General features: G+C 42.0%; 18 protein-coding genes. 13 read left to right on the forward strand and 5 right to left on the reverse strand.

The genetic code is table 11. From position 1 onward, the window contains the following. Positions 1-485 precede the first annotated feature (485 nt). Positions 486-1100, reverse strand: a complete 615-nt coding sequence (locus HMPREF9449_RS03445; RefSeq protein ID WP_009135840.1) for a TetR/AcrR family transcriptional regulator — start codon at positions 1098-1100, stop codon at positions 486-488. A 313-nt stretch (positions 1101-1413) separates the two neighbouring features. Here HMPREF9449_RS03445 and HMPREF9449_RS03450 point away from each other — a divergent pair, with 313 nt between their 5' ends. From HMPREF9449_RS03450 to HMPREF9449_RS03465, 3 genes are all read left to right on the forward strand, one after another. Continuing rightward, on the forward strand, positions 1414-2007 hold the full coding sequence (locus tag HMPREF9449_RS03450) for an ORF6N domain-containing protein (protein ID WP_009135841.1): 594 nt from the start codon (positions 1414-1416) through the stop codon (positions 2005-2007). 684 nt (positions 2008-2691) lie between these two features. After that, positions 2692-3984, forward strand: coding sequence for an MATE family efflux transporter (locus HMPREF9449_RS03460; protein WP_009135842.1), 1293 nt, complete (start codon positions 2692-2694; stop codon positions 3982-3984). A 3-nt stretch (positions 3985-3987) separates the two neighbouring features. Beyond that, a complete protein-coding gene (locus HMPREF9449_RS03465) occupies positions 3988-4611 on the forward strand; it encodes a CatB-related O-acetyltransferase (protein ID WP_009135843.1) in 624 nt (207 codons plus the stop codon). Positions 4612-4746: 135 nt separating this feature from the next. Here HMPREF9449_RS03465 and HMPREF9449_RS03470 read toward each other — a convergent pair whose 3' ends face one another. Further along, complete coding sequence (locus tag HMPREF9449_RS03470) at positions 4747-5577, reverse strand: MerR family transcriptional regulator (protein ID WP_009135844.1); 831 nt, start codon at positions 5575-5577, stop codon at positions 4747-4749. Positions 5578-5979: 402 nt separating this feature from the next. On the opposite strand from HMPREF9449_RS03470, the gene HMPREF9449_RS03475 reads away from it, so the two are divergent. Beyond that, positions 5980-7341, forward strand: coding sequence for an aldehyde dehydrogenase (locus HMPREF9449_RS03475; protein WP_009135845.1), 1362 nt, complete (start codon positions 5980-5982; stop codon positions 7339-7341). A gap of 176 nt (positions 7342-7517) precedes the next feature. Next, positions 7518-8249 (forward strand): nitroreductase family protein, encoded by a 732-nt coding sequence (locus HMPREF9449_RS03480; RefSeq protein WP_009135846.1) that lies wholly within the window; start codon positions 7518-7520, stop codon positions 8247-8249. Between the two features lie 672 nt (positions 8250-8921). Here the strand turns inward: HMPREF9449_RS03480 and HMPREF9449_RS03490 are convergent. Beyond that, entirely contained in the window at positions 8922-9287 is a 366-nt protein-coding gene (locus HMPREF9449_RS03490) for an MmcQ/YjbR family DNA-binding protein (protein WP_009135847.1), read from the reverse strand. 253 nt (positions 9288-9540) lie between these two features. Here HMPREF9449_RS03490 and HMPREF9449_RS03495 point away from each other — a divergent pair, with 253 nt between their 5' ends. The 3 genes from HMPREF9449_RS03495 (at position 9541) to HMPREF9449_RS03505 (ending at position 13601) form a co-directional block, all read left to right on the forward strand. Further along, positions 9541-11265 carry an ABC transporter ATP-binding protein gene (locus HMPREF9449_RS03495; protein WP_009135848.1) on the forward strand — a complete coding sequence of 575 codons (1725 nt, stop codon included), beginning with the start codon at positions 9541-9543 and terminating at the stop codon, positions 11263-11265. Between the two features lie 2 nt (positions 11266-11267). Further along, on the forward strand, positions 11268-13034 hold the full coding sequence (locus tag HMPREF9449_RS03500; protein ID WP_009135849.1) for an ABC transporter ATP-binding protein: 1767 nt from the start codon (positions 11268-11270) through the stop codon (positions 13032-13034). 204 nt (positions 13035-13238) lie between these two features. Continuing rightward, complete coding sequence (locus HMPREF9449_RS03505) at positions 13239-13601, forward strand: hypothetical protein (RefSeq protein WP_009135850.1); 363 nt, start codon at positions 13239-13241, stop codon at positions 13599-13601. Between the two features lie 133 nt (positions 13602-13734). Here the strand turns inward: HMPREF9449_RS03505 and HMPREF9449_RS03510 are convergent, their stop codons facing one another. Further along, on the reverse strand, positions 13735-14187 hold the full coding sequence (locus HMPREF9449_RS03510) for a GNAT family N-acetyltransferase (RefSeq protein ID WP_009135851.1): 453 nt from the start codon (positions 14185-14187) through the stop codon (positions 13735-13737). Between the two features lie 299 nt (positions 14188-14486). Here HMPREF9449_RS03510 and HMPREF9449_RS03515 point away from each other — a divergent pair, with 299 nt between their 5' ends. Together HMPREF9449_RS03515 and HMPREF9449_RS03520 are read left to right on the forward strand one after the other, a co-directional pair. After that, positions 14487-15323, forward strand: coding sequence for a helix-turn-helix transcriptional regulator (locus HMPREF9449_RS03515; RefSeq protein ID WP_009135852.1), 837 nt, complete (start codon positions 14487-14489; stop codon positions 15321-15323). Between the two features lie 24 nt (positions 15324-15347). Next, complete coding sequence (locus HMPREF9449_RS03520; protein ID WP_009135853.1) at positions 15348-18068, forward strand: PAS domain-containing hybrid sensor histidine kinase/response regulator; 2721 nt, start codon at positions 15348-15350, stop codon at positions 18066-18068. Positions 18069-18219: 151 nt separating this feature from the next. Here the strand turns inward: HMPREF9449_RS03520 and HMPREF9449_RS03525 are convergent, their stop codons facing one another. Beyond that, positions 18220-18585, reverse strand: coding sequence for an MmcQ/YjbR family DNA-binding protein (locus HMPREF9449_RS03525; RefSeq protein ID WP_009135854.1), 366 nt, complete (start codon positions 18583-18585; stop codon positions 18220-18222). A 180-nt stretch (positions 18586-18765) separates the two neighbouring features. Between HMPREF9449_RS03525 and HMPREF9449_RS03530 the strand changes: the two genes are divergently transcribed. From HMPREF9449_RS03530 to HMPREF9449_RS03540, 3 genes are all read left to right on the forward strand, one after another. Further along, positions 18766-19485 carry an AAA family ATPase gene (locus HMPREF9449_RS03530; RefSeq protein ID WP_232211403.1) on the forward strand — a complete coding sequence of 240 codons (720 nt, stop codon included), beginning with the start codon at positions 18766-18768 and terminating at the stop codon, positions 19483-19485. A gap of 180 nt (positions 19486-19665) precedes the next feature. Next, on the forward strand, positions 19666-22788 hold the full coding sequence (locus HMPREF9449_RS03535) for a response regulator (RefSeq protein WP_040611194.1): 3123 nt from the start codon (positions 19666-19668) through the stop codon (positions 22786-22788). A gap of 225 nt (positions 22789-23013) precedes the next feature. Then, the gene (locus HMPREF9449_RS03540; protein WP_009135857.1) at positions 23014-24048 is read left to right on the forward strand and encodes a hypothetical protein; all 1035 of its coding nucleotides are present in this window, start codon (positions 23014-23016) and stop codon (positions 24046-24048) included. The last annotated feature ends 136 nt before the right edge of the window (positions 24049-24184 follow it).

The raw sequence follows: 24184 nt of genomic DNA on the forward strand, positions 1-24184 counted from the left end.
GATCGGTCGGTTTTTGTTTTTATTTCTGCAATGGGTGTGTTTTAACCTGTTCCGTTGGGATTGTGAGTCCGGTAAATGACTTATAGTGAATGAAAACAATACATAAAGTTTTCCTCCCGGACTTTTACAGGCAGCTGGTTCGGGGATTGCTTTCCGATGATCTTGCCTGCTCTTTTTCGTTTAGGATTGTTCCTGTGCTGTTTGTTGCATTTGTCAGATACCTAATTTATAACTCGGAAGGGACTGAAAATGGTGTTGTAAGGAATGGTTTGTTCGTGTTATTTCGTTTTTTTATCTTAACTTTGAGATCGTCAGCCGAATAAAATTTTGCGGAAAATGGACGTTTTAAAATGTACGGTTAAATGGAAATGGTAATAATTCCCATTTTTAATAATAACTTGATTTGCTGCAGATTAAAATAATTTTATTACTCATGGAGACGGGGCAAATGGGTGCCCATTTGCCCCGTCCCTCTGTGTTGTTGCTCAGGCTTTGATCAGCGAATAAAGGAAATGGAGTTTTTGGAGTAATTCTTCCGTGTCCAGTCCCTGAGAGAACGCTTCTTCAAACGATAGGCCCCAAAATACGTGATGGAACATTGAAGCCGTTTGTTCCACCTCTAAGTCCTGCCGGATTTCTCCTTTTTCCCTGGCCTGCTGTATGGCAGTGAACCACAATTGGTAATCCCATTTCAGACAAGATTTTACTTTTTCTTCCACATCAGGATAATACAGGCGTACCTGCGTCAATAGGTGGAAATAGTAAAGATTGAAACTACATTTTCCCGGATTGTAGCCGTCATCCAGAAGGTTTATCAGTTGCTGCATAGTTTTTTTCACTCCGGCGATATATTGACCGATGAATTCGGGCAAGGAATGGAAGGGTGAGAATTGGTATTTGTTTTCTGGACGTTGTGAATCAAATACATATTTATCCACTACTGCCACAAACAAATCCTTCTTGAATGGAAAATAATAGAGCAGCCCTGCCTTTGACAGTCCGCAGGCCTTGGCGATTTCCGTCTGGCTCGCTTTCTCATAGTTCAGTTTGGCAAACACCCGCAGGGCATTTTCCAGTACTTCGTCCCGGTTTGTGATCATATTTCTTTGGCTGTGAATTTCAGGTGACTAAGATACAATTTTCCCCTTAGCTTTTCATTGTGGTCTGATGCTTTTTATTGTCTTATTTTGCTTGCTTTTCGTTTTGTGGAAGATTTTATACTCAGCGGATTTTTTCAAAGGGACTCATTCTCTCGTCTGATCTTTGGTTCGCTGAATATAGTTTATAAGTAGGATTGGCTCGTTTTTAGCCTGTTGCAAGAATAACTGTACGGAGATATTGAGATAAAATCCAGCTTTGTATTTTTTGTTTTGTTAGGAAAAATTTGTAAATTACGAAATATTCATAAATGTGTTGTGTTATGGGGTAGATTTGCAGATCATTCAAAGTAAAATCCGGGAGTTACGGGGTAAAAAGGTCATCTTGGATTTTGAACTGGCAGAACTCTATGGTGTGGAAACCAAGGTATTGAAACAAGCTGTTAAGCGGAATATAGAACGTTTTCCCTTAGATTTTATGTTTGTGGTGACGAAAGAAGAGGAAATTTTTCTAAGGTCACAAATTGTGACCTTAGAAAATAAGGGAAGAGGAAAATACAGTAAATATTTGTCTTTTGCTTTTACAGAACAGGGAGTTTCTATGCTTTCTTCGGTACTTCGGAGTCCAACGGCAATAGCTGTGAATATTGCTATCATGCGGGTGTTTGTGCAAATGCGGGAATTGGCCGTCACTTATGAAGAGTTGAAAAAGCAAATGGATGATCATCTGAAGGATTATGATGAATTATATCAGATTGTGAAGCAGATCCGGAAAGATATGAACGATGGTTTTTCGGATATAGAACAACAATTTTCAGATGCAGATTCGCAATTTAAAGAACTCTATGAGGCTTTGACTGCTTTGTTGTCGAAGCCTTCTGCCAGAGAACGCCGCCGGATAGGTTTCTAGCCGGAATAGGGGTGGAAAGAAAAGCGGTGAAGCGAATGGGACAATATTGTGTAAAATAGCTGGCGGTTACTGATCCGGCAAGTATGCTTTGGGTTGTGGAAGGAGGCCAGATGTTCCGTTTGCAGAACGATTTAAGGCAACATCCCGATCTCCTTAGTTGCTTTGCTTTCGGGGAAGTGCAACCTGTAACCGCCGGCGATTCCTATCTCAGTCTTGGAAGAACTATAAAAATATCTGGAAGTGAGAGGGCATATGCATGTTACTTGTAAGGTAATGAGGTTGCTGAACTTCTTCCTCAACTTTGGGCAGGGGGCCGTTTCACGGTTGTCTTGGGGGAGGAGGCTGTTGTCAGCTACCGGAAAAGAGGGAAATAGCTCTTTACCCTGTCCCAAATACTGGATTTTAACGGTCTGATTTTTGATTTTTAGCGGTAAAAGGGTATCTTTACCACTTAAGAATAATCCTTTTGTTCTTGTACGAAAGGGGAGAGGAATTCATTTATTTAGAATATGAAACACCAACTCTGTATATAGCTACGCTTCTCGAATAGCACTTTTCACAACAAAGCTATTCAGCTATTTGACGGATTATTAGAGATCTGTCACAGCGTTTTATCATCTATTTTTTGTTTCTGTCTTATACCATTCTTGGGTATGGTATGTTGCAGCATATACTTGTTGAATAATGAATTATACCTATAAACAAATCTGGCTCATCAACTTTCCGGTGATGCTGAGTATCCTCATGGAGCAATTGATTCATATTACTGATGTTATTTTTCTGGGACATGTGGGTGAAACGGAGTTAGGAGCTTCTGCGCTTGCCGGAGTTTACTATTTGGCCATTTACATGCTCGGTTTTGGCTTCAGTCTCGGGATGCAGGTGCTGATTGCCCGACACAACGGGGGACAGAATTATAGTCTGACGGGGCGTACATTTTTTCAGGGATTGTATTTTTTGTCGGCCTTGGCACTTTTGTTCTGCTTGCTTATAGATTGGTTTTCGCCTTTTTTACTCAAGCCGTTGATCAAGGCGTCCGACATTTATGAAGCGGTAATCTGTTATTTGAATTGGCGGAGTTACGGACTTCTGTTCTCTTTTCCGGCTTTGGCTTTCCGTGCTTTTTGTGTTGGCATTACGCACACGAAGGCTTTATCCCGGGCGGCTATGGGGGCCATTGGTATTAATATTTTACTGAATTACTTGCTGATTTTCCGGTTTGGAAGGGGGATAGCAGGAGCGGCGATGGCTTCTTCTTTGGCTGAAATGGGTTCCTTAATTATTCTGGTTTTGTATTTATGGCTAAAGATCGACCCGGTCAGATACGGATTGCAGGTTGTTTATGACAAAAGATTACTGGGGAGATTGTTCCGTTTGTCTGTGTGGAGTATGCTGCATGCTTTTATCAGTGTTGTGCCCTGGTTTCTGTTTTTTGTAGCCATAGAACATCTGGGACGGATGGAATTGGCTATTTCCAATATCACCCGCAGTGTGTCTGCTTTGTTTTTTGTCATCGTAAATTCTTTTGCGACGACGACGGGTTCTCTGGTCAGTAACCTGATAGGTGCGGGGGAAGGATACCGGCTGTTTGCTGTTTGCCATAAAGTGTTGAAACTGGGATATGCTGTCGGTTTTCCTTTGGTCATAATGGCTCTGTTGGGGAACCATTGGATTATTGGTTTTTACACCCATCAGACATTGTTAGCCAGACAGGCTGTCATTCCTTTTGTAGTGATGCTGTTGAATTACACTTTTGCTTTACCGGGCTATGTGTATATCCATGCTGTTACAGGAACAGGAGATACGAGAACGGCTTTTGTATTTCAGGTCGTTACGATCCTGGTTTATTTATTTTATATCTATCTGCTAAGCCAGTGGCAACAAGCTTCTTTGGCTGTATATATGACTGCTGAATATTTGTTTGTCATTTTGTTGGCTTTTCAGTCTGTTATTTATTTAAAAAGAAATCGTTATTAGAACATGAAAAAAATTTATCCCCGTTCAGGTGATACTCAGATTGTGTACCTGAATGCAGTGGTAAAAGACCCTGCTATTAGTGTTGGTGATTATACTATTTACAATGATTTTGTAGAGGATCCCCGTTTGTTTGAGAAAAATAATGTGCTTTATCATTACCCCATCCATGCTGAGAAATTGATTATTGGTAAATTTTGTTCCATTGCCTGCGGTACGAAATTCCTTTTCAATTGCGCCAATCATTCGTTGAAATCCTTGTCGACTTACACTTTTCCCTTGTTCTGTGAGGAATGGGGATTGGATGAGCGGGATATGCAGGTAGCTTGGGACAATAAAGGAGATATTGTTATTGGTAATGATGTCTGGATTGGTTGTGAAGCTATCATTCTGGCTGGAGTACACATTGGTGATGGGGCGATCATTGGGGCGCGGTCTGTTGTTACAAAAGATGTTCCTCCTTATACGATTGTAGGGGGAACGCCTGCAAAAGAGATCCGGAAACGTTTTGCTCCGGATGTGATCTTCCGTTTACGGACGCTAGAGTGGTGGAATTGGCCTGTAGCTAAAATACGGCGCAATCTCTCACACATTGTCCGGGGAGAGGTGGATAAGTTGGAGCTGTTGTGATTTTGTTGACTTCAGTGCTGGAAAGTTATCTGGTTTTATAGGAAGAGGAAGTCGACTAAAGCACAGTATTAAAAAGTATTTTATAAGGATAAATCCCATTCAGAAACCCTCTTCTGAATGGGATTTGTTTGTGTATTACTCTTTGGTGACGGGGATTTGTATTTCCGTCAGCCATTCTTCCTCGGAGTCTTTGTTCCAGATGCCGTCGATGTAGCTGTAACGGGGAGGATCGGCAATGGTGTAGCCGTTTTGCTCCACATATTCAAATAGTTTGGAAAATGTTTCGGGGAAGGTTTCGTAACTTCCGTGATGGTACATACAGGCCACCATAGGCATAGCCGGAATTTCCTTGAATTGGATCAGTTCGGAATCGGTGAGTTTTTCATAGACTTCTTCACAATATTCGATATCGATCCGGTTTTCGTTGAATTCTTTGCTGTGTTCGATGGTGTATCCATAGCCCGGTTCGGGGCAGGTACATCCCAGACGGTACATTTCCGGACCGATGACATTTGGACAAAGGTGGAATAATTCCTGATAGCCGCTGATGATTCGGCGGTGGCTGGCCACGATGATGGCGGGGAGTGATTTGATAATTACTTTTTCCATTGCTTCCTGTTTTTGGAGTGATTTTGCCAGCTTACTCAATTCGTTATGACGCCATTGGAGCTGTTTTTGTTCTTCGGCGCATTGACTGAGCTTGGTTTCAATGAGGGGCAGGGAAGGGATTTGCTTTCCGTTTTCCAGCAAATCGCGTATCTCTTCGAGCGAAAAACCAAGCCGTTTCAGATAAATGATGTCACTCATCTGCTGGAACTGCCCTACGTGATAATAACGATAGCCTGTCCATTCGTCAATTTCAGCCGGAATCAGTAGCCCGATTTCCTCGTAATGCCGTAGGGTTTTGACTGTCACCCGGTTGAGTTTGGAAAATTCTCCGATTTTAAATTTGATTTTGTTATACATAACGCTTTGCGCAAAGTTTCCGAATACAAAGATATACTATGCCCTTGGGTACGAGTCAAGAGAGGTGGGAATTTTAACTTTGAATTAGGATAGAATATCGCATTTATTTCTGTCCCGGACAATACCGGAATAAAATCAGTAAAATTCTTAGAGGAGAAAAAGGCTTCAGGAAATGTTTCCGATGAAGAGTATTGTCGGGGGTTGATTTCAGGGGATAAAAAGATTCCGGAAATCACTAAAGGGGCATTTTTCTCCGTTTTATTGCTGAAAATTGACGATTAAAAAAATCAAAATTTAGAGGTTTATTGAAGATTAGGTTAAAAGTTCAGTGAATTAAGATACAATCAACTGATTAGAATGTTCTAACTTTGCATTATGATAATAAGTAAAAAACATATACCCATGAATTACAACCTGATTTTTCAGTCACAAAAGGAATTTTTCAATTCTCAGGTAACCAAAGACATTGCTTTCAGGAAAGAAAACCTTTCCAAGTTGAAACATATACTGAAGGCTAACGAACACCTGCTTTTTGAAGCCATATACAAAGATTTCAGGAAGTCGGCTTTCGATACTTTTGTCAATGAACTCAATCTCGTCTATTTGGAAATAGATTATTTTCTTAAGCATCTCAACCGCCTGAGTAAACCTAAAAAAGTGAAAACAGGTATGGTATTGCTACCCGGGAAAAGTTATATTTATAAAGAGCCTCTGGGATGTGCCTTCATTATAGGAGCATGGAATTACCCTTATTCTCTCACCTTAATCCCTCTGGTCAGCGCTATGGCGGCAGGAAATACGGCTATGATAAAACCGAGTGAATTGCCGGAAAACACCATGCATGCTATGGCCGGACTTATCAATACGAACTTCCCGTCCGACTATTTATATGTGGTAGAAGGAGGTGTGCCCGAAACAACGGAGATGCTGAAGTTGCCTTACGATAAGATATTTTTTACGGGAAGTCCGCGGGTAGGCAGGATTGTTTATGAAGCTGCCGCAAAAAACCTGACACCGGTGACCTTGGAATTAGGGGGAAAGTCTCCGGCGGTCGTAACAGCCAGTGCCGATTTGGAAATTGCGGCGAAACGTATCGTTTGGGGCAAATTCCTGAATGGAGGACAAACCTGTGTGGCTCCCGATTATTTACTGGTGGAAGAACCGGTCAAAGTCCGGCTGATGGAATTGTTAAAGCAAAAATTAGATGCTTTCAATTACGAAGACGGGGCGGAACATTATGTGAGTATCATTAACAAACGAAACTTTGACCGAATAGTGAGATGGATAGATGCCTCAAAAGTATATTATGGGGGAGCATACAACGAAAACACCCTTTATATCCAACCCACCCTATTGGATTCTATTACCTGGGAGGATTCGGTGATGCAGGAAGAAATATTCGGTCCGCTACTGCCTGTCTTGTCTTTTACCGATTTTAATGGAATCCTCTGTGAAATCATCAAGAGAGAAAAACCACTTGCTGCCTATCTGTTTACGAAGAATAAGGAACAAAAGAACAAATTCCTGAAAACGGTTTCCTTTGGGGGTGGTTGTATCAATGATACGGTGATGCACCTCACCGGTGACAGTCTGCCGTTCGGGGGTGTCGGTAATTCCGGAATGGGCAGTTATCACGGAGAATTTGGCTTTCTTGCCTTCTCTCACCAAAAAGCAATATTGGAAAAAAGTAATTGGGGAGAAACCAACTTCAAATATCCTCCGTATTCTAAAGAAAAGCTCAAATGGATTAAAAGATTTATGTAATATTTTCTCGAACTAAAAACGACAGTTAATGAAAATACCTGATAAGATATCATCGGTTACGGTTCCACTTGATTTGTTCAAATTGCCGCAGCCCTCTCGTCTTTTGATTTTCTACGGTACATTCAGGTAATTCTTTCAGAAGTAGAAAAAGGCCATTTAATCAAATCATACAGCATATGAATTTAGACGAAGTTCTTCATTATCGCCGTTCGGTGCGGGTATTCGATAAAACAAAACCGATAGATCCTGAAAAAGTAAAACATTGTTTGGAGCTGGCAACATTGGCACCCAACAGTTCGGATATGCAGTTGTGGGAGTTTTACCACATCACCGAGCCCGGATTACTGGCGAAAGTGTCGCATGCCTGTCTGGGCCAGAAAGCAGTTTCCACCGCTTTACAAGTGGTCGTTTTTGTTGCGCGGCGCGATGTATACAGGAAACGTGCACGGTTCGTACTCGACTTTGAACGGGAAAATATCCGTCGTTACAGTCCGGAAGAACGTCAGGCCAAACGTATCAAAGACCGGGAGTTGTATTACGGGATGTTAATGCCGTTCGTTTATGCCCGTTTCTTCGGGCTTTTAGGACTGTTGAGAAAATTGCTGGCCAATGTCATCAGCATTTTTCGTCCGATGATGCTCGAAGTTTCAGAGAACGATATGCGTGTTGTCGCCCACAAATCCTGTGCACTTGCTGCTCAGACGTTTATGATTGCAATGGCAAACGAAGGATATGACACCTGTCCTTTGGAAGGCTTGGACAGTCGCCGGCTTAAAAGGGCATTGAAGTTGCCCCATGGCGCTGAAATAAACATGGTGATCCCGTGCGGAATACGGGATGGGAATAAAGGCATTTGGGGCGAACGCTGCAGAGTGCCGTTTGAAGAAGTTTATCATAAACTGGAATAACTCTTTACTAATAAGACGAATATGCAACCTTCCATCCAATCGTTGGTTCTGTCTGGAAGGAATTGGACGGATTTATTTTGGAATTTATAGGAAATTCTTTTTCCTTGTACATTTATACGAAGATGGCGGACGGATAAATTGGAAATGAAACTTAGAGTATGAATGGGAGAAAAAATGGATTATAGAACGAAGGCTGTAAATTGTGTCAAGAATACGGTATTACCGGAAATGATAAGACAGTTTGAAGAATGTGGCTGCAGTTTGGACGAACCATATAAACGGTACGTGAATACAGAATTTTTTCTGCAGAAATAATCGAGGAGGGACATGTATAGGAGATCGGTTATCCCCAATGTGTTTGTCCCGAAGTATTATGCGGGGGGGAAAAAAGGATGTGTCATATTGTGAATGCTCCAGACAAAGCATATTGTATGTGCTTGGGCAATTGTTGCCGGATAAAAATATAAGCGTGGAAACCATTGAGACGGTCTTAGGCGGAGCGAAAAAATGCCGTTTCAAGGGGAGGGTGGAATAAACCTGGGATCTGGAATCAGGGTGCCGGTTTTGGCTATTGTTACAAAAATGTAAATAGGGGGAAAGGGATTATGGAGAGAGGGGTGTATAATGTTTTTTATTCAGGAAGTATGAGCTGAATGCCTTATTCCTCGTGTGTCATAACATTTGCTGTTCATTGCGGGTAAGGGTTTTTACGACAAGTTCGTAAGATTTCTTTACAAGTGCCTTGATTTGCTGGTCTGTAATGTCCTGATTGAAATAAACACTGATCCAGTGTTTTTTGTTCATGTGCCAGCCCGGCTTGACGCCTGCATAATTATCCTGCAGTTCTTCCGATTCACTGGGGGAACATTTGATACAGCAGAAATCAAATACTTCAATATTTACAAAGCAGAACCATTTATCGCATACATAAAAACACAAGATTTCCCGGCTATATTTATCCGGTACATGAGGGAAGGGCATTTTTTCCCGGACTCCCTTGAAGGATAGGCAGTAGTTTCTGAATTCCTCTATGTTCATATTTATTGGGGTTTAAAGGATAGGTAAAGTTAACTATATTTTGTCGGAAAATAAGGTGGACGGAGAAAATATTGCCGGGTCAGGTAAAATTTTGTCTGCTGAAAAATAGTGGTTACAGGAAAAGATCAGAAAGAGATTATAAAGGATGGGTTGAGGATAAGAACAAATATTTCTGTATATTCGTTACAGTTTTTATGGATTTAGCGGAGGAGGATATACGGCCTTCGTGCTGATGAGTTATTAATTGGAGGATATGCGTAAATATTGGAATATACTGCGCAGGTATAAACTGAGTCTGGCAGTCTGCCCTTTACTGGTTTTGGTGACCGTATGGAGCGAGACGGTACAGCCTATGTATATGGCCGATATTATCGATCAGGGGGTGATGAAACGCGATCTAGGCCTGATTACGGAGAAGGGGACCTATATGGTACTGATTTCGTTGCTCGGTCTGGCTTTCAGTGTGGTGAATGTTTGGGTGGCTTCGCGTACTTCTATTGGGTTCGGTACCGATTTGCGGGCAGCCTTGTTCGGAAAGATTCAGCAGTTGTCTTTTTTTGATTTGGATCGGTTTGGTACTTCTTCCCTGATTACCCGTTTGACCAATGATATTGCCCGGATACAGCAGGTGGTGCTGATGTCCATGCGGATGATGTTGCGGTCGCCTTTTATGCTGGGGATGTCTATTTTCTTTGTGGTCCGGATCAATGCACAGCTGGCTTTGGTACTAGTGACTGCTATTCCGGTTCTGGGTATTGCTGTTTTCGTGATTCTGAAGAAAGGATTTCCTTATTTTTTAAAGGTGCAGCAGAAGATCGACCAGTTGAATGGGGTGGTGCGTGAGAATTTAATCAATATCCGGGTGGTGAAGTCGTTTGTCCGGGAGGATTTTGAAACACGTAAATTTGTCCGGAGCAGTGAGGAATTGAGGGATATGGTTATCCGGGCTTCTAATATTATTGTGGCGATTTTTCCTGTGATGCAATTGGTGATGAATCTATCAGTGATTGCGATATTGTGGGTAGGAGGGTATAAAGTGATCGGGGGAAAGTTACAGATCGGGGAGTTAATTTCATTTGTAAATTACCTGGCACAGGTCCTGATGTCTTTGATGTTGTTGTCGATGTTTATCATGGCTACAGCCCGGGCTTCGGCTTCTTCGCGGCGAATCAGAGAGGTGTTGGACACCATTCCGTCTTTGCAGAATACAACCGAAGGATTGATGGACCGGAATAAAATAGAACGGGGAGAAATCAGATTTGAAAAAGTAAGCTTTCGGTATGGGGATGGGGAAAACGATGTATTGAAAAATGTTAGCTTTCATATTTTTCCGGCTGAAACCGTCGCTGTTGTCGGTGCAACCGGATCGGCGAAGAGTTCTATGGTGCAGTTAATCCCGCGTTTGTATGACGTTAGTGGGGGAGAAATTCGAATCGACGGAATTCCGGTAAAAGCGTATAATTTACGCGAACTACATGCCCGTATCGGTATGGTATTGCAGAAAAATGAGTTGTTTACCGGGACGATTCTGGAAAACCTGAAATGGGGAAAACCGGATGCTTCTTTGGAGGAGGTGGAGGAGGCTTGCCGGGTAGCCCAAGTACATGATTTTATTACAACTTTAAAAGAGGGGTATAATACGTTACTGGGACGCGGGGGAGTTAATTTGTCCGGGGGACAGAAACAACGGGTTTGCATAGCCCGGGCTTTGTTGCGGAAACCGAAAATATTGATTCTGGACGACAGTACGAGTGCTGTGGATTCAGAGACGGAACTCCGGATCCGGAAAGAACTGAGTCGGGTGTTACAGGATACAACGGTATTGATTATTACACAACGGATTAATACGATGCAATCGGCGGACCGGGTAATTGTCCTGGAGGACGGGGAAGTGGAGACGATGGGTACACCGGAAGAATTACTGAAAAATTCCAGGGTATATCAGGAGATTTATAGTTCACAGCAAATATTGGATTAGCAATGGCACATGGAGACCATTTGAAATATCAAGCTAAACCTAAGGCCGGAAGACAGACTTTATTTCGGTTGACCTCTTATCTGGTGTGCGACCGGATGTTGCTTGTCCTTATCGGAATTCTGCTTGTGGTCAGTATTGCTGCCAATCTGGGGGGATCTTATTTGCTTCGTCCCCTTGTCAATCGATACATTATTCCCGGGGATTTTGCCGGTTTGGGAAAAATGTTGGGGATGCTTATCGGTATATACCTGACGGGAGTTGTTGCTGTCTATGTGGAATATCGGTTATTGAATAAAATCGGACAGCAAACGGTGGCCAGGATGCGGGCGGACTTATTTTGGAAGATGGAACATTTACCGGTAAAATATTTCGATGCGCATCAGCACGGTGATCTGATGAGCCGGTATACGAACGATATGGACCGGATCAGTGATGCGTTGACCGATAGTTTATCGGATATGCTATCGAGCGCTTTGACGGTAGTGGGTATATTTTGTCTGATGTTGGTAATTAGTCCGGTATTGACTTTGGTTATGCTGGTAACTGTTCCGCTGATGTTCTGGAGTGCCCGGGGAATTGTCCGGAAAAGCCGGAAATATTTTAAGGGTCAACAGGAATCGTTGGGGAGTACCAATGGATATATCGAAGAGATGATGAGCGGACAGAAAGTGGTTAAAGTATTCGGGCATGAGCAGAAGGCGGAAGAGGATTTTGACGGTTTGAATCAGGATTTAAAGATCAAATCGTTGAAAGCACAATTTTATTCGGGCTTGATGATGCCTGTCATGCAGAATCTCAGTACATTGAATTATGTTTTGATTACGATTGTCGGGGCTTTGCTGGTGATCTTCCGGGGCTTCGACGTAGGGGGATTGGCGGCTTTTCTCCAATATTCGCGTCAATTCGGCCGCCCTATCAATGAGTTGGCAAGTCTGTACAACAGTATACAAGCGGCGTTAGCGGGAGCAGAACGAATTTTTGAAGTGATTGACGAGGTTCCGGAAACGGCGGATTTACCGGAAGCAGTGGAGCTGAAGGAGGTGAAGGGGAGAGTGGAGATGCAGGATGTGTGGTTCGGTTATCGGCCAGAGAAAATGATTCTAAAAGGGATTTCTTTTCGGGCTCAGGCGGGTCGGAAAATTGCTCTGGTAGGGGCTACGGGAGCCGGTAAAACGACTATTCTGAATATGTTACCCCGTTTTTTCGATATTCGTTCGGGTGTAATCCGGATAGACGGGTGGGATATCTGTGCGATCCGACGGGATAGCCTGCGTAAGTCTATGGCTATCGTACTGCAGGATACTCATTTGTTTACAGATACCGTGCGTGAAAATATCCGGTTCGGACGCCTGGAAGCTACCGATGAAGAAGTAATAGCGGCAGCAAAGCTGACGGCGGCTCATTCATTTATCAAGCGTTTGCCGCATGCCTACGACACCTTGCTCGAAAACGACGGAGCCAACTTGAGTCAGGGACAACGGCAATTGCTGAATATTGCCCGGGCTGCTGTTGCTGACCCGGCTATCCTGCTCCTCGATGAGGCGACCAGTAATATCGATACCCGAAGCGAAATCCTGATTCAAAAAGGACTGGACCAGCTGATGCAAGGACGTACCAGTCTGATCATTGCCCACCGGCTTTCCACCATCCGAAATGCCGATATGATTCTCGTGATGGAACACGGGCAGATCGTAGAGCGGGGTACACACGAAGAATTGATCCGCAGGCGGGGGAAATATTTTATGCTGAATCAGGAACAGTTCCGATGAGACGGTTTAGCGGGTAATTTTCTAAAACGGTCCGAAAAGATCGAAAGAAAGACCTACCTCTAGCAGAGAATATTATCCGAAATTTAATTCCCGATAGAAGAGGATTTTTAAAATAATTTTCCCAAATTGCGATAGTGGAAAAAAGGGATTGTGGAAAATGAATTCTTAAGTCTCAAGTTATTCTGTTTATAAAAGAGTGTCTTTATGCCGAAAACACTATTATTTTATCTGATTGAGAGCTTCGTAGTATTGCCTTTCCCGTTGTATTGTCTCTATGAACAACTGTATAAGCCGGGTGGCTGGCTAGGAGGCATTAATTATCTTTTGGCCGTTCCGTTCCTGGCTCTTTATGTGGGTTCTTTTCACGGACTAGCTGTGCGGTTATATCCCAACGGCTGGTCTTATTATCTGGTTTCTTTTTTGTTGACCACTCTTATTTGCTGGCTTGGACTGGCTTGGGTCGATGGGGCTAGCATCTATTATAAGGAGACTTGGCCTATTGCCTTGGGGATATCCGGTGTGATCGGTATACTGGGGCTGGTCCCGGCATGGATTCTCAGGGGCTGATGGGATTTCAATGAGAGAAGCTGCTGCAAACGGGGTTTATTGGATCGGAGGAAAATAGGGGAGAGGGATGTAGAATGGCAGTATACTATTTACCAGCTTTCAGTATGTCTACCCCATTACTCCCGCTTGGGGATTACCGGAGATGGCGTTTCAGATAGATCATATCTTTCAGCAATATGCCCTCTTCTATGATGGGATGGTCATAGTTATTGGTAAAAAAATTCACGATGCGGTGGGAATAAGCAAAGCCACAACTTTTATAAAATTCGGTGGTAGAGGGAACATCGCCTGTGCCAACAATCATTTCGGTATATTTTCCTGAATAATAATTCATCAGATAATGGATCAGTCTTTTACCGTATCCTTTTCTTTGGGCTGGGGGAATGACAGCGATATTTTTCAGTTCGCAAATTCCGTTTCCTTCGTCGGTTACGACGCAAATGGCCTTTAATCCGTTGTCTTCCAGCGCAAACATTTCTCCACGTTCCAGATAACGGTCGATCATAGATTCTTGTTCATCCGCAAGCAGAAGCAGGTCTAAATACTGCTTCTTTCTTTGAGTGATTGGTATAATACGGGAATTCATCCTTTTCTATTGACGGTATGTTTACCGGATTAACTTTATGAGATATAGGGAGTAAAAATATAAAAAATGAATGTTCTGTCCAACTTCATGATCATCCTGATTTATTTCAGTTCGTTTCGGGCTTCCCGGGGCAAATAATTTGAATGCCTTATTTTCTTTACCGGCAGCTAGGAGAGAGTCTTAAATTCTGCAAATTGAAAACCAAAACTTGTCATTTGCGTTCAATATCTATAGTAAAGGTTATAATAAAATCCGAATCCTCTATTTTTGTTCGTTATTTATTTTGGTAATTCGTTAAGATGAGTGATAATTTCCATATATACACCGATATTTCCGCTCTTCCTGTGGGAGAACATGAAGCTTATTTGGAGGAGGGCTTTAGCGGTATTTGTACAGGTGGGACGGCTGTTATAGACGTATTTTCTGTCCGTCGCCAGATTTTACCGAACGATCTGATTACGATTTTGCCATTGCAGTTGGTTTCCGTACACGACATCAGTGAGGATTTTTCCATGACTTACTTTAAGGTTAGTAAGACGATGTTTTTGGATATTATGAGTGGGTTAGGAAAAATCACGCCGGATTTTTTCTTTTACATGCGTAAGTTTTTCCAGGTACACCTGAATGAAAGTGAAGCCGAACGGTTTCTTGGGTTTTGTCGTGTGCTCGATTTCCGGGATAACAATGAAGATCCCTTTTTCCGGAGAGAAACTATTTTACATCTCCTTCGGATTTATTATTGGGATTTTTATGTGCATTTTCAGAAGACTACCAAAAACAGTAAGCATTCTTTTCTGAATTCCAATAAAGAAAATATTGCTTTTAAATTTGCTATGTTTGTTTTTGAACATCACAAAACCAACCGGGAGCTTAAGTTTTATGCCGATAAATTGTGTATTTCCCCGCTTTATCTGACAAAAGTCATACAGGAAGTAAATGGACAATCGGCCCGGGAGTTGATTGCCGACACCGTCGTCGTCGGTATTAAAACTTTACTTCGGAATGCAAATTTTGACATAAAGGATGTGGCCCGGTTAACTGGATTTGCCAACCAGTCTTCATTGAGTCGTTTTTTTCGTAAAAATACAGGACTTTCTCCGTCGGAATACAGACGTTCTATTCATATTCTACGGTAATGGATAGGTGCTAAAAAATACAAAATGAAATATTCAGAAATACAGACAACTGGAGAAGACAAGATGTGCTTCGAGAAAGAAATGTCGGAATTATTATACGAACAAATCTTGTTTACAGAGAATATATACGCCCGGCTGCCGATGGGGGTCGAAATCTATGACAGGGAGGGTATTTTGCGAAGCATAAATGATTATGCCTTGCGTATGTATGGTGTGGCTGACAGGAGTTCGGTGGTCGGTAAGGTCAATCTTTTCAACAGTCCTTATGTGGACGATACACTTCGCAAGAGAATAAAATCGGGAGAAGACATTGTCCTGGAATTTGAATACGATTTTGACCGGATCAATGCCAATGCATATTTTTCGAGTAATCATCAGGATACCATGATTTACGAGGTTAAAGTCATCTCTATCTGGAATAAAAAAGAAGCTATTGTCGGACATATACTGATTGCCAATGATGTAACCAGTACGAAGGAGGTGGAATACCGTACCGAGGAGAATAAGAAAAACCTGGAAATGGCTATGGAGGCTGCGAATATGTCTTCCTGGGTATATGATGTGTCGAAGCAAGTATTCGGTTCCCTGCATGGGGAGGCTATCGTCCAAGACGGTATGACATTGGAGGAGTTGCAGGAGTTTATACATCCGCAGGACCATGTTTTGTTGGTAGAGCTTTTTACCAGGTTGATCAATAAAGAGATTCAACAGGGATTTATTACCATACGTGCGTTTAATAAGCAAGAACAGGAATATCGTCATTATGAAAGCAGGATGCGTCTTTCTACCGAACATCTGGGGAAATTACAGATTGTAGGAACTCAACTGGATGTGACTGAAAAGATACAAATGACCAAGAAGACTCGTGATCTGTTGGCGAAGCGTGAGCTGGCGATGAAAGTCAGCGATATTGTCCATTGGGATTTTCATGTCCGTTCTCGGAAGATTGAATCTTATAACGATCCGGTGAATGATTATGTTTCCGATAAGCTGGTTAGTATCGATGAATATCTGGAGGTGATTCATCCCGAAGACAGGTCTTCTGTTAACGATGCTATACAATCCATGTTATCAGGTAAAAAAATCAACATAAATTTCTCTTGCCGCTTACAAACAAAATATGATACTTCCTGGCAGTATTGTAATGTTACGGGTGTTCCTTTCGAATACGACGAATGTGGAGAAGTGATACAATACACCGGATTCCGGCAAAATATTTCCAGCCTTCATCATTTGAATGAAGAGCTGAAGGAACGGAATTATAAAATGGAGCTGACATTTAAAACGGTGGGGATGTCGTATTGGGATTTCGATATTGAATCCAAGCAGTTCAGGGCTTTCAATGATCCGGTGAACGACTATCAATCTGAAAAAGCAGTTTCCCCTGAAGATTATTTGAAGGTCACTCATCCGGACGACACAGAACGTGTCAGAAGTTATTTTGCTTGTATGTTCGAGGGAAGTTGCAAAGAGTTCAGCTTTCAATACCGTTCCAGAACGAAGTGGGATTCGGAATGGCAGACCTTGATCGTTACCGGTGTCCCGTCTGATTGGGATAAAAAGGGAAAGGTGACCCGTTATACCGGTATTGCATTCAACAATACAAAATGGGAAAGAATGGCCCAGGAGTTAAAAGAGCTGAAAGAGAAAGCTGAGCTTTCCGACCGTCTCAAATCTGCTTTCCTGGCCAACATGAGCCATGAAATACGTACTCCTCTGAATGCTATTGTTGGGTTTTCCGAATTGTTGGTGGATTGTGACGATCCGGCTGAAAAAACAGAATATTGGCAAATTATCGAATCGAACAATGAATTGCTGCTGCAATTAATTAATGATATTCTAGATCTTTCTAAAATAGAATCAGGTATCCTTGAACGTAAACGCGAAAGGTTCAACCTGACACAAGTATGTAATGAGTTATATTCTATGATGTTGCCTAAGATTACTAATCCGGAAGTGGAACTCCGGCTAGACAACTCCCAGCAGGATTGTTGGATTCTTCTGGATCGTAACCGTCTCAGACAAGTATGGATGAATTTTGTTACCAATGCTGTAAAATACACTAAATCCGGATATATAAAAATAGGATATACCGTAGAAAAGGGAGGAGTACGGATTTATGTTGAAGATACGGGTGCTGGTATACGGGAGGAGCTGAAGGACAGAGTGTTCGGTCGCTTTCAGAAACTGGATGATTTTGTACAAGGCACGGGACTCGGATTGGCTATCTCGAAAGCAATTGTTGAGGCTGCAGGTGGGGAAATCGGATTTAACTCCGAAATCGGTAGAGGATCAACATTTTGGGCATGGGTTCCTTGCGAAGTGAATATACAGAGATTAGTGCAACCTGCCGATACCCCCATATCCGGGCAATCCGTTCAGCCTATTACCGATAAAAAAGAAATAAAAATTTTGGTTGCTGAAGACAATGATAGTAACTATTCTTTAGTAAAACATATTCTCAAAGATTACGATATTACCCGGGTATCCAATGGGGTGGAAGCTGTCGAGAAGGTCCGCTACGGGAAGTTTGATTTTGTCCTGATGGACTTGAAAATGCCTATTATGGGAGGTTTGGAAGCAACACGGAAGATCCGGGAGTTTGATCGTCATATTCCCATTATTGCACTCACGGCCAATGCTTTCGATTCAGACCGGGCCAGTGCTGTAGATGCTGGTTGTAGTGCGTTTTTGGCCAAACCTGTGAAAAAAGGACAACTGCTGGAATTACTTTCTGTAAAATAGTTAGTTGAAATGGAGCTGCCTTCCGGAGGGATGGCCTTCCGGCCGGTCAAACTTGGGGGACTGATTAGCGTTCCGGGTTAGGAAGCATAAATATAAGGGATAATGGATAAATAGAGGCCTGTTCCACAAATTACAATTTGTTTGGAAAAGTTTAAATCATGGAGTTATAGAGGGCCTGCTTACTTTTCGGCAGTTTTTGAATGACTTGCTCTACCGAGTGGCGAATCAGTTCTTGGATAAGGGCATTGGGGACATCACCTTCCAGATGAACTGTGATCCAGTATTTTTTATCGGAATAGTAGCCGAAGAAAATGTCTCTGTATTGTTCCATCAATTCTATTGATTTTTCGGGAGCGCATTTCATATTGGCACAAAAACGTCCGTCTTTAGGCTGCAAGGAAACATAGGTAAACATTTTACCCATGACCTTATATACTAAAGTCTGATTGTCAAATGGCATGCATTCTTCGGCACCTTTGACAGCAAGGCAATATTCTCTGAATTCTTCGATGTTCATAAATAAGCGGTTTAAAGATAGAAAAAGTCCGGTATATTTTCAAGCCGGACGGTGTTTTTAGGGACATTGGTTTTGTTTTTTTCTCGGCAGTTCTGTTTCCTGATATTTATGGAGAAAGGATCTAGGAAGTGATTTTTCAACTTTGTCAGTCAGATCTGTTCATGGCCCGGCGGGGAAATTATGTATGGAGGAAAGATCTTATGGATGCGGGCAGAGAGGAAAAGTGTCCGCAATTGTGATCTTAAATTGGGGGTAATGGGGCTGACAGGAGCGGAAAATAATGTATATTTAAACGGCAAAAAAGTATTAAAAGGATTAAAAATGGACAATTCGAATTTTTATATTTTTACCGGAGGACCGGGAAGCGGAAAATCCACCGTATTGAATATTTTGTCTGATCTGGGTTATTTGACGGTCAGAGAAGTAGGAAGAGATATTATACAAAAACAACTAAAAACTGGCGGAGATGCTCTTCCGTGGAATAATACAGCCCGATATGCACGTCTGATGTTACTTCATTCGGTTTTTGATTTTGAAGAATTTGCGCATATAAATAAGCCCTGTTTCTTTGATCGTGGAATACCGGATACTTTAGGCTACTGTCGTTTAATTCATCTTTCCTATCCAGAGAACTTGAATGAAGCTGTAAAAGAGTATAGATATAACAAAAAAGTTTTTATCTTCCCTCCTTGGGAAGAAATTTATACGAAAGATTCAGAAAGGAAACAGGACCTTCGGGAGGCCAGAGATACTTATCGTGTGATGAAGGAAGTGTATGAGGAGTATGGCTATCGGCCAATTATTGTTCCCTGTCTGCCTGCGAAGGAACGGGCGGAATGGATTATTTCAAATATTGCTATAAAATCCACTACTTCTCGACAGGCAATTGCCGGAGAGTAGGGAGTATTCCAGCGGATAAAGTTTTGATTTTTTGTATATTTTTTCACCGTATCACGGATAAAACGCTTTAAGAATACCGCTTGGAAGGGTGATTATATTCTTGTTTTATTTGTCTGTCTTACTATTTCGCTTTACCTTTACGACGTTCTATGCTAGATAAGTTGAAAATTTAAAGTTTATATGAAAAATATAAGAAGGGCGGTAATGCAAATTGCCTGCCTGTTGATTTGCGTGCATACTTTTGCCAACGGGAGTACGAAGGAAAATATAGGGCATATCCTGATTATCAATGCTTACACAGAGTCAACACCTTGGAGTAACAGCCTGATTTATCCCATTGTCCACATGGCTTCACAAAATAAAGAAATAGGGGTCTATACGGAGCATATGAATATGCTGATGTTGAATAACAGACAGGAGTTGATGGCTTTTGAGGAAAATATGTTCCGGGATTTTACTGAACGACGGCCGAAGTTAATCGTATTGCTGGGAACGGAAACGTACATATTGTGTGAGGACTTACATCAGAAATGGCCGGATGTTCCGATGATATTGTGTGGGGAACGCGATTATACAGGTTCCAAAGACACTGTATTGTTGGGGCATGCTCTGAGTCCGGAGGAAAGAATTCCGCTGAGTACTTGGCAGGAAAAATATAATTTAACCCTGCTGCCGATTCAGGTGTATATGGAAGAAAATCTGCATCTGATGAAACAATTGATCCCGGGAATGAAGGATGTATTCTATATCGGCGATGAAACTTATATTTGTCAACAGAATGATTACGATTTGTCGCGATTAATCGCCAAGAAATATCCGGAGTTAAATTATCGTTTTCTTTCGGCAGGAGAGATCAGTATCGACAGTCTCTTTTCTATTTTGAATCGAGTTGATATAAGTAAAACTGGAGTGTTGTTTTCCTCCTGGTTCCGAAAAAAAGTGTTTGCTGATAACACCGTATTATTAGCCAATAGTCACCGAATCATCGCTACTTCTTCAGTGCCTTTGTTTTCATTTAAGAATGTGGGGATTGAAGAAGAAGGAGGGATTGTCGGGGGATATATTTACGATAAGCAAAATTATACAGATCGCTTATTGAAAACCATTCAGAAGATTATCGACGGTCGTCCGGCCCGGGAAATACCTTTTGCTTATGTTTCGGATGGAGCCCCGGTTTTTAATTATCAATCGCTTTTGCAATGGAAGCTGAATCCTGACTTATGTCCCCAGAATACGATATTTTATAGTATGCCGCCTACCTTCTGGGAGGAATATAAATATGCCGTTATCGGTTTTATTTTTCTGTTGGTCATTTTATTACTTATTTTCCAATATCACCGCCTTCGGGTGCTGGGAAAAATAAGAACCATTCAGCAGCGGGAATTACAGGCAAATGCCAGATATGAGGATTTGATCAATAATATGCCTATTTTGTATATGTTTGAAGAATTGATCAAAGATGAGGAGGGGCAAATTGTGGAGACAAAATTTGTGGATGTAAACCGTTATTTTGAAAATAAGTTTATAAAGCGGGAAGAAATTGTCGGTAAATTGGGTAGTGAAAAATTTCCGGAATCAATGCCTGAATTTCTGCATTTTATGAACATTGCTGTGCGGGAGAAACGTTCTGTCACTTTTTCTTACTATTACAAGCATATCAATACATTTTACGATGTTGTGATAAATGCTAGTGAGGACGGACGTTTTGTGGATGTTTTTTGTGTGGATAGTACAGAATTACATCGGGCGCAAATGCAGCTGAGTTCCACCAACCGGAAGTTGTCAATGGCATTGGAGGTTGCCAATATCGTCCCTTGGAAATGGGATTTACGGGCTCATCAGATCCTTTGTGATGTGAATAAACCTATTGAGTTGAGTGGGGAGGATAAGGGGATAAAAGAAGAACAACTTTCCGTACCGGACACTCAGTATTTTGCGAAAATCTTCCCGGAAGATTTGGAAAAAGTGAGACGGGCTTACGCAGATCTGATTGAAGGGCGTACGACCAAGGTGAAGGAGGAATACCGGGTGGTAAATTGTGTCGGTAGGCATCGGCAGATAGATTGGGTGGAGGCCCAGGCTGGAGTGGAGACCCGGGATGAACAAGGGCGTCCTTTGACTTTGGTGGGATCTTCTTTGATTATTACAGAGCGCAAAAGAATCGAGGACGAACTGTTGTCGGCCAAAGATCAGGCCGAGGAATCAAATCGTTTAAAATCGGCTTTTTTAGCCAATATGAGTCATGAAATTCGTACACCCTTGAATGCTATTGTCGGTTTTTCTGAAATTCTGGCCGCTACCGAAGAGGAGAAAGAAAAACAGGAATATGTGAGTATTATTGAAAATAACAATGCCTTATTATTGCAGCTGATCGGGGATATCTTGGATTTATCGAAGATTGAGGCCGGAACGATGGAGTTTATCTATACGGATTTTGAATTGAATAAATTGATGGAAGAGCTGGAAAATTCGCTCCGGCTGAAATTGGATCCCGGGAAAGACGTTGTACTTACTTTTGAAGCCGGTTCGTCGGAATGTTGTATTCATACGGATCGGAACCGTTTATCACAATTAATTATCAATTTAGTGACGAATGCTATTAAATTTACCGATAGAGGAAGTATTCGTTTCGGTTATGAACTTCTGGAAACTCGTGAACTTTATTTTTATGTTATAGATACGGGTTGTGGAATTCCGGAGGAGAAACAGAAAAGTATCTTTGGCCGTTTCGTAAAACTAAACAATTTTGCTCAAGGTACGGGGCTTGGGCTTTCGATTTGCCAAATGTTGGTTCAGCATATGGGGGGAAGAATCGGGGTAGAATCAAAATCGGGAGAAGGATCGAATTTCTGGTTTACTCTTCCCTATATAGCTCCTACAGGAAAAATGCAGCAGGAAGAGAAAATCGAGCCGCTTCGAGTGGAGAAGAAAACACTGACGATTTTAGTGGCTGAAGATAATGCCAGTAATTATAAGTTGATAGAGTCTATTTTGAAAAAGGATTATCATCTTTTGCATGCCTGGAACGGACGGGAAGCTGTGGAGTTATTCCAGAAACATGCCCCTCAGTTGATCCTGATGGACATCAATATGCCTGAAATGGATGGGTATGAAGCTACCCGTGAAATCCGGAAATTGTCTTCCCGCATACCTATTATTGCAGTGACGGCCTTTGCCTATGCTTCCGATGAGCAGAAAGCAAAAGAAAATGGTTTTGATGATTATATGGCAAAACCGATCAATGCCGGGCAGCTTCGCAACAAAGTGATGTCTATGCTTCAGCGACATATCGTATTTATGTAGGAGCGATTTTTGTGTATTCAGAGAGGTTGATCTCTCGAAATGGACGTTGTCAGTCAAAACGAGTAACCTACGTCCCGGGGGGTAACCAAAAAGGTCCGTCCCTCTGGGGGATTATTTACTTTTCATATATCGTATCAGAAATTAACGGGATAAGTACTAAACATTTTTCGGGCAGAAGCGTTTCTTAGTAGAAGTAAAATGTTTATTAATTTAATACATAAAATTATGGAACAAGTAAATTTAACCCGGGTGAGGAAAAGGGTTTCCTGGGGAAGTATTTTTGCCGGGGTAGTGACTGTTTTGGCGATCTCTGTTTTAATCTCTATGCTGGTTACGAGTATAGGTTTATTCCAGTTTGATCCCTTGTCGGATGATCCTACTGCCGGGATTGGAGCGACTGTGGGAATTGGGACGGTGATTTCGATGATTGTTAGTTTTATTATCGGAGGTTTTGTGGCGGGTAAGCTGGCCGGGGCGGATGGAGTGATTCACGGTTTGGTCGTTTGGGCTGTCACCTCGATTGTGGCTGTTCTGATGGCCTTATTTTTAGCTGTAGGAGCGGTGAAAGTTACCGCCAATGTATTGGGTTCTGTATCGTCTGTAGCCGGAAGTGTACTTTCTGATGTGGGGTCAATGGCAGGAAAAGGTATTTCGAATCTTGCCGGAGAGGCTAAAGATTTATTCGGGGATATTGATATTGATACAAATATCAAAGGAGATAGTATCCGGAAAGATGTACGCAGGGCTCTTCAAAAGAGTGGTATAAAAGAACTGAATCCGGATTATCTGGGGAATCAGTTGAAAGCGGTGAAAGGAGATTTAAAGAGAACTGTTAAACAAGTTGCGGCCAATCCGGACCGTGCAGACGACCTGATTAACGGGTTTACCAATCGGCTGAAAACAAGGGCCAATACGATCACAAAGAATATCGATCGGAATGATGTGAGCACGGCTATTGCTAATAATACCAATTTATCGAAAGCAGAAGCAGACAAAGCTGTCGATCAATATATGAATTTGATTGAAACCGCTACTGACAAAGCGAAAGAACAAATTAATAACTTGGAAGAAACCTTGGAAAAGGCAAAACAAGAGTGGCAGGAGATAAAACATAAAGCTTTGGTAGAAGCAGAAAAAGCATCTAACGCAGCAGCCCGCTCTGCTTTGATTTCTTTCTTTGGCTTGTTAGTGGCCGCAATTCTTTGTTGTTGGGCCGGATTTTTCGGTACCAGAAAAACGAAAGAAGGATACGAAGTGTAAAAAGGGCCGAGGCAAATAATAGGAGAGACTGGATTTCAAGTCTCTTATATTTTTAAATTTATGGGCGGACTTGGGTTTTGCTAATCCGTAAGGCGCTCCTTTGTTACGGAAAGAAACACTGATCTCCAACAAGGTA

Source organism: Odoribacter laneus YIT 12061 (assembly GCF_000243215.1).
Classification (GTDB): Bacteria; Bacteroidota; Bacteroidia; order Bacteroidales; family Marinifilaceae; genus Culturomica; species Culturomica lanea.

Bases quoted from the DNA above. Each gene is read 5' to 3' on its own strand.
- HMPREF9449_RS03445 (WP_009135840.1), bottom strand. From the start codon at position 1,100: ATGATCACAAACCGGGACGAAGTACTGGAAAATGCCCTGCGGGTGTTT.
- HMPREF9449_RS03460 (WP_009135842.1), top strand. From the start codon at position 2,692: ATGAATTATACCTATAAACAAATCTGGCTCATCAACTTTCCGGTGATG.
- HMPREF9449_RS03465 (WP_009135843.1), top strand. From the start codon at position 3,988: ATGAAAAAAATTTATCCCCGTTCAGGTGATACTCAGATTGTGTACCTG.
- HMPREF9449_RS03470 (WP_009135844.1), bottom strand. From the start codon at position 5,577: ATGTATAACAAAATCAAATTTAAAATCGGAGAATTTTCCAAACTCAAC.
- HMPREF9449_RS03475 (WP_009135845.1), top strand. From the start codon at position 5,980: ATGAATTACAACCTGATTTTTCAGTCACAAAAGGAATTTTTCAATTCT.
- HMPREF9449_RS03480 (WP_009135846.1), top strand. From the start codon at position 7,518: ATGAATTTAGACGAAGTTCTTCATTATCGCCGTTCGGTGCGGGTATTC.
- HMPREF9449_RS03490 (WP_009135847.1), bottom strand. From the start codon at position 9,287: ATGAACATAGAGGAATTCAGAAACTACTGCCTATCCTTCAAGGGAGTC.
- HMPREF9449_RS03495 (WP_009135848.1), top strand. From the start codon at position 9,541: ATGCGTAAATATTGGAATATACTGCGCAGGTATAAACTGAGTCTGGCA.
- HMPREF9449_RS03500 (WP_009135849.1), top strand. From the start codon at position 11,268: ATGGCACATGGAGACCATTTGAAATATCAAGCTAAACCTAAGGCCGGA.
- HMPREF9449_RS03505 (WP_009135850.1), top strand. From the start codon at position 13,239: ATGCCGAAAACACTATTATTTTATCTGATTGAGAGCTTCGTAGTATTG.
- HMPREF9449_RS03510 (WP_009135851.1), bottom strand. From the start codon at position 14,187: ATGAATTCCCGTATTATACCAATCACTCAAAGAAAGAAGCAGTATTTA.
- HMPREF9449_RS03515 (WP_009135852.1), top strand. From the start codon at position 14,487: ATGAGTGATAATTTCCATATATACACCGATATTTCCGCTCTTCCTGTG.
- HMPREF9449_RS03520 (WP_009135853.1), top strand. From the start codon at position 15,348: ATGAAATATTCAGAAATACAGACAACTGGAGAAGACAAGATGTGCTTC.
- HMPREF9449_RS03525 (WP_009135854.1), bottom strand. From the start codon at position 18,585: ATGAACATCGAAGAATTCAGAGAATATTGCCTTGCTGTCAAAGGTGCC.
- HMPREF9449_RS03530 (WP_232211403.1), top strand. From the start codon at position 18,766: ATGTATGGAGGAAAGATCTTATGGATGCGGGCAGAGAGGAAAAGTGTC.
- HMPREF9449_RS03535 (WP_040611194.1), top strand. From the start codon at position 19,666: ATGAAAAATATAAGAAGGGCGGTAATGCAAATTGCCTGCCTGTTGATT.
- HMPREF9449_RS03540 (WP_009135857.1), top strand. From the start codon at position 23,014: ATGGAACAAGTAAATTTAACCCGGGTGAGGAAAAGGGTTTCCTGGGGA.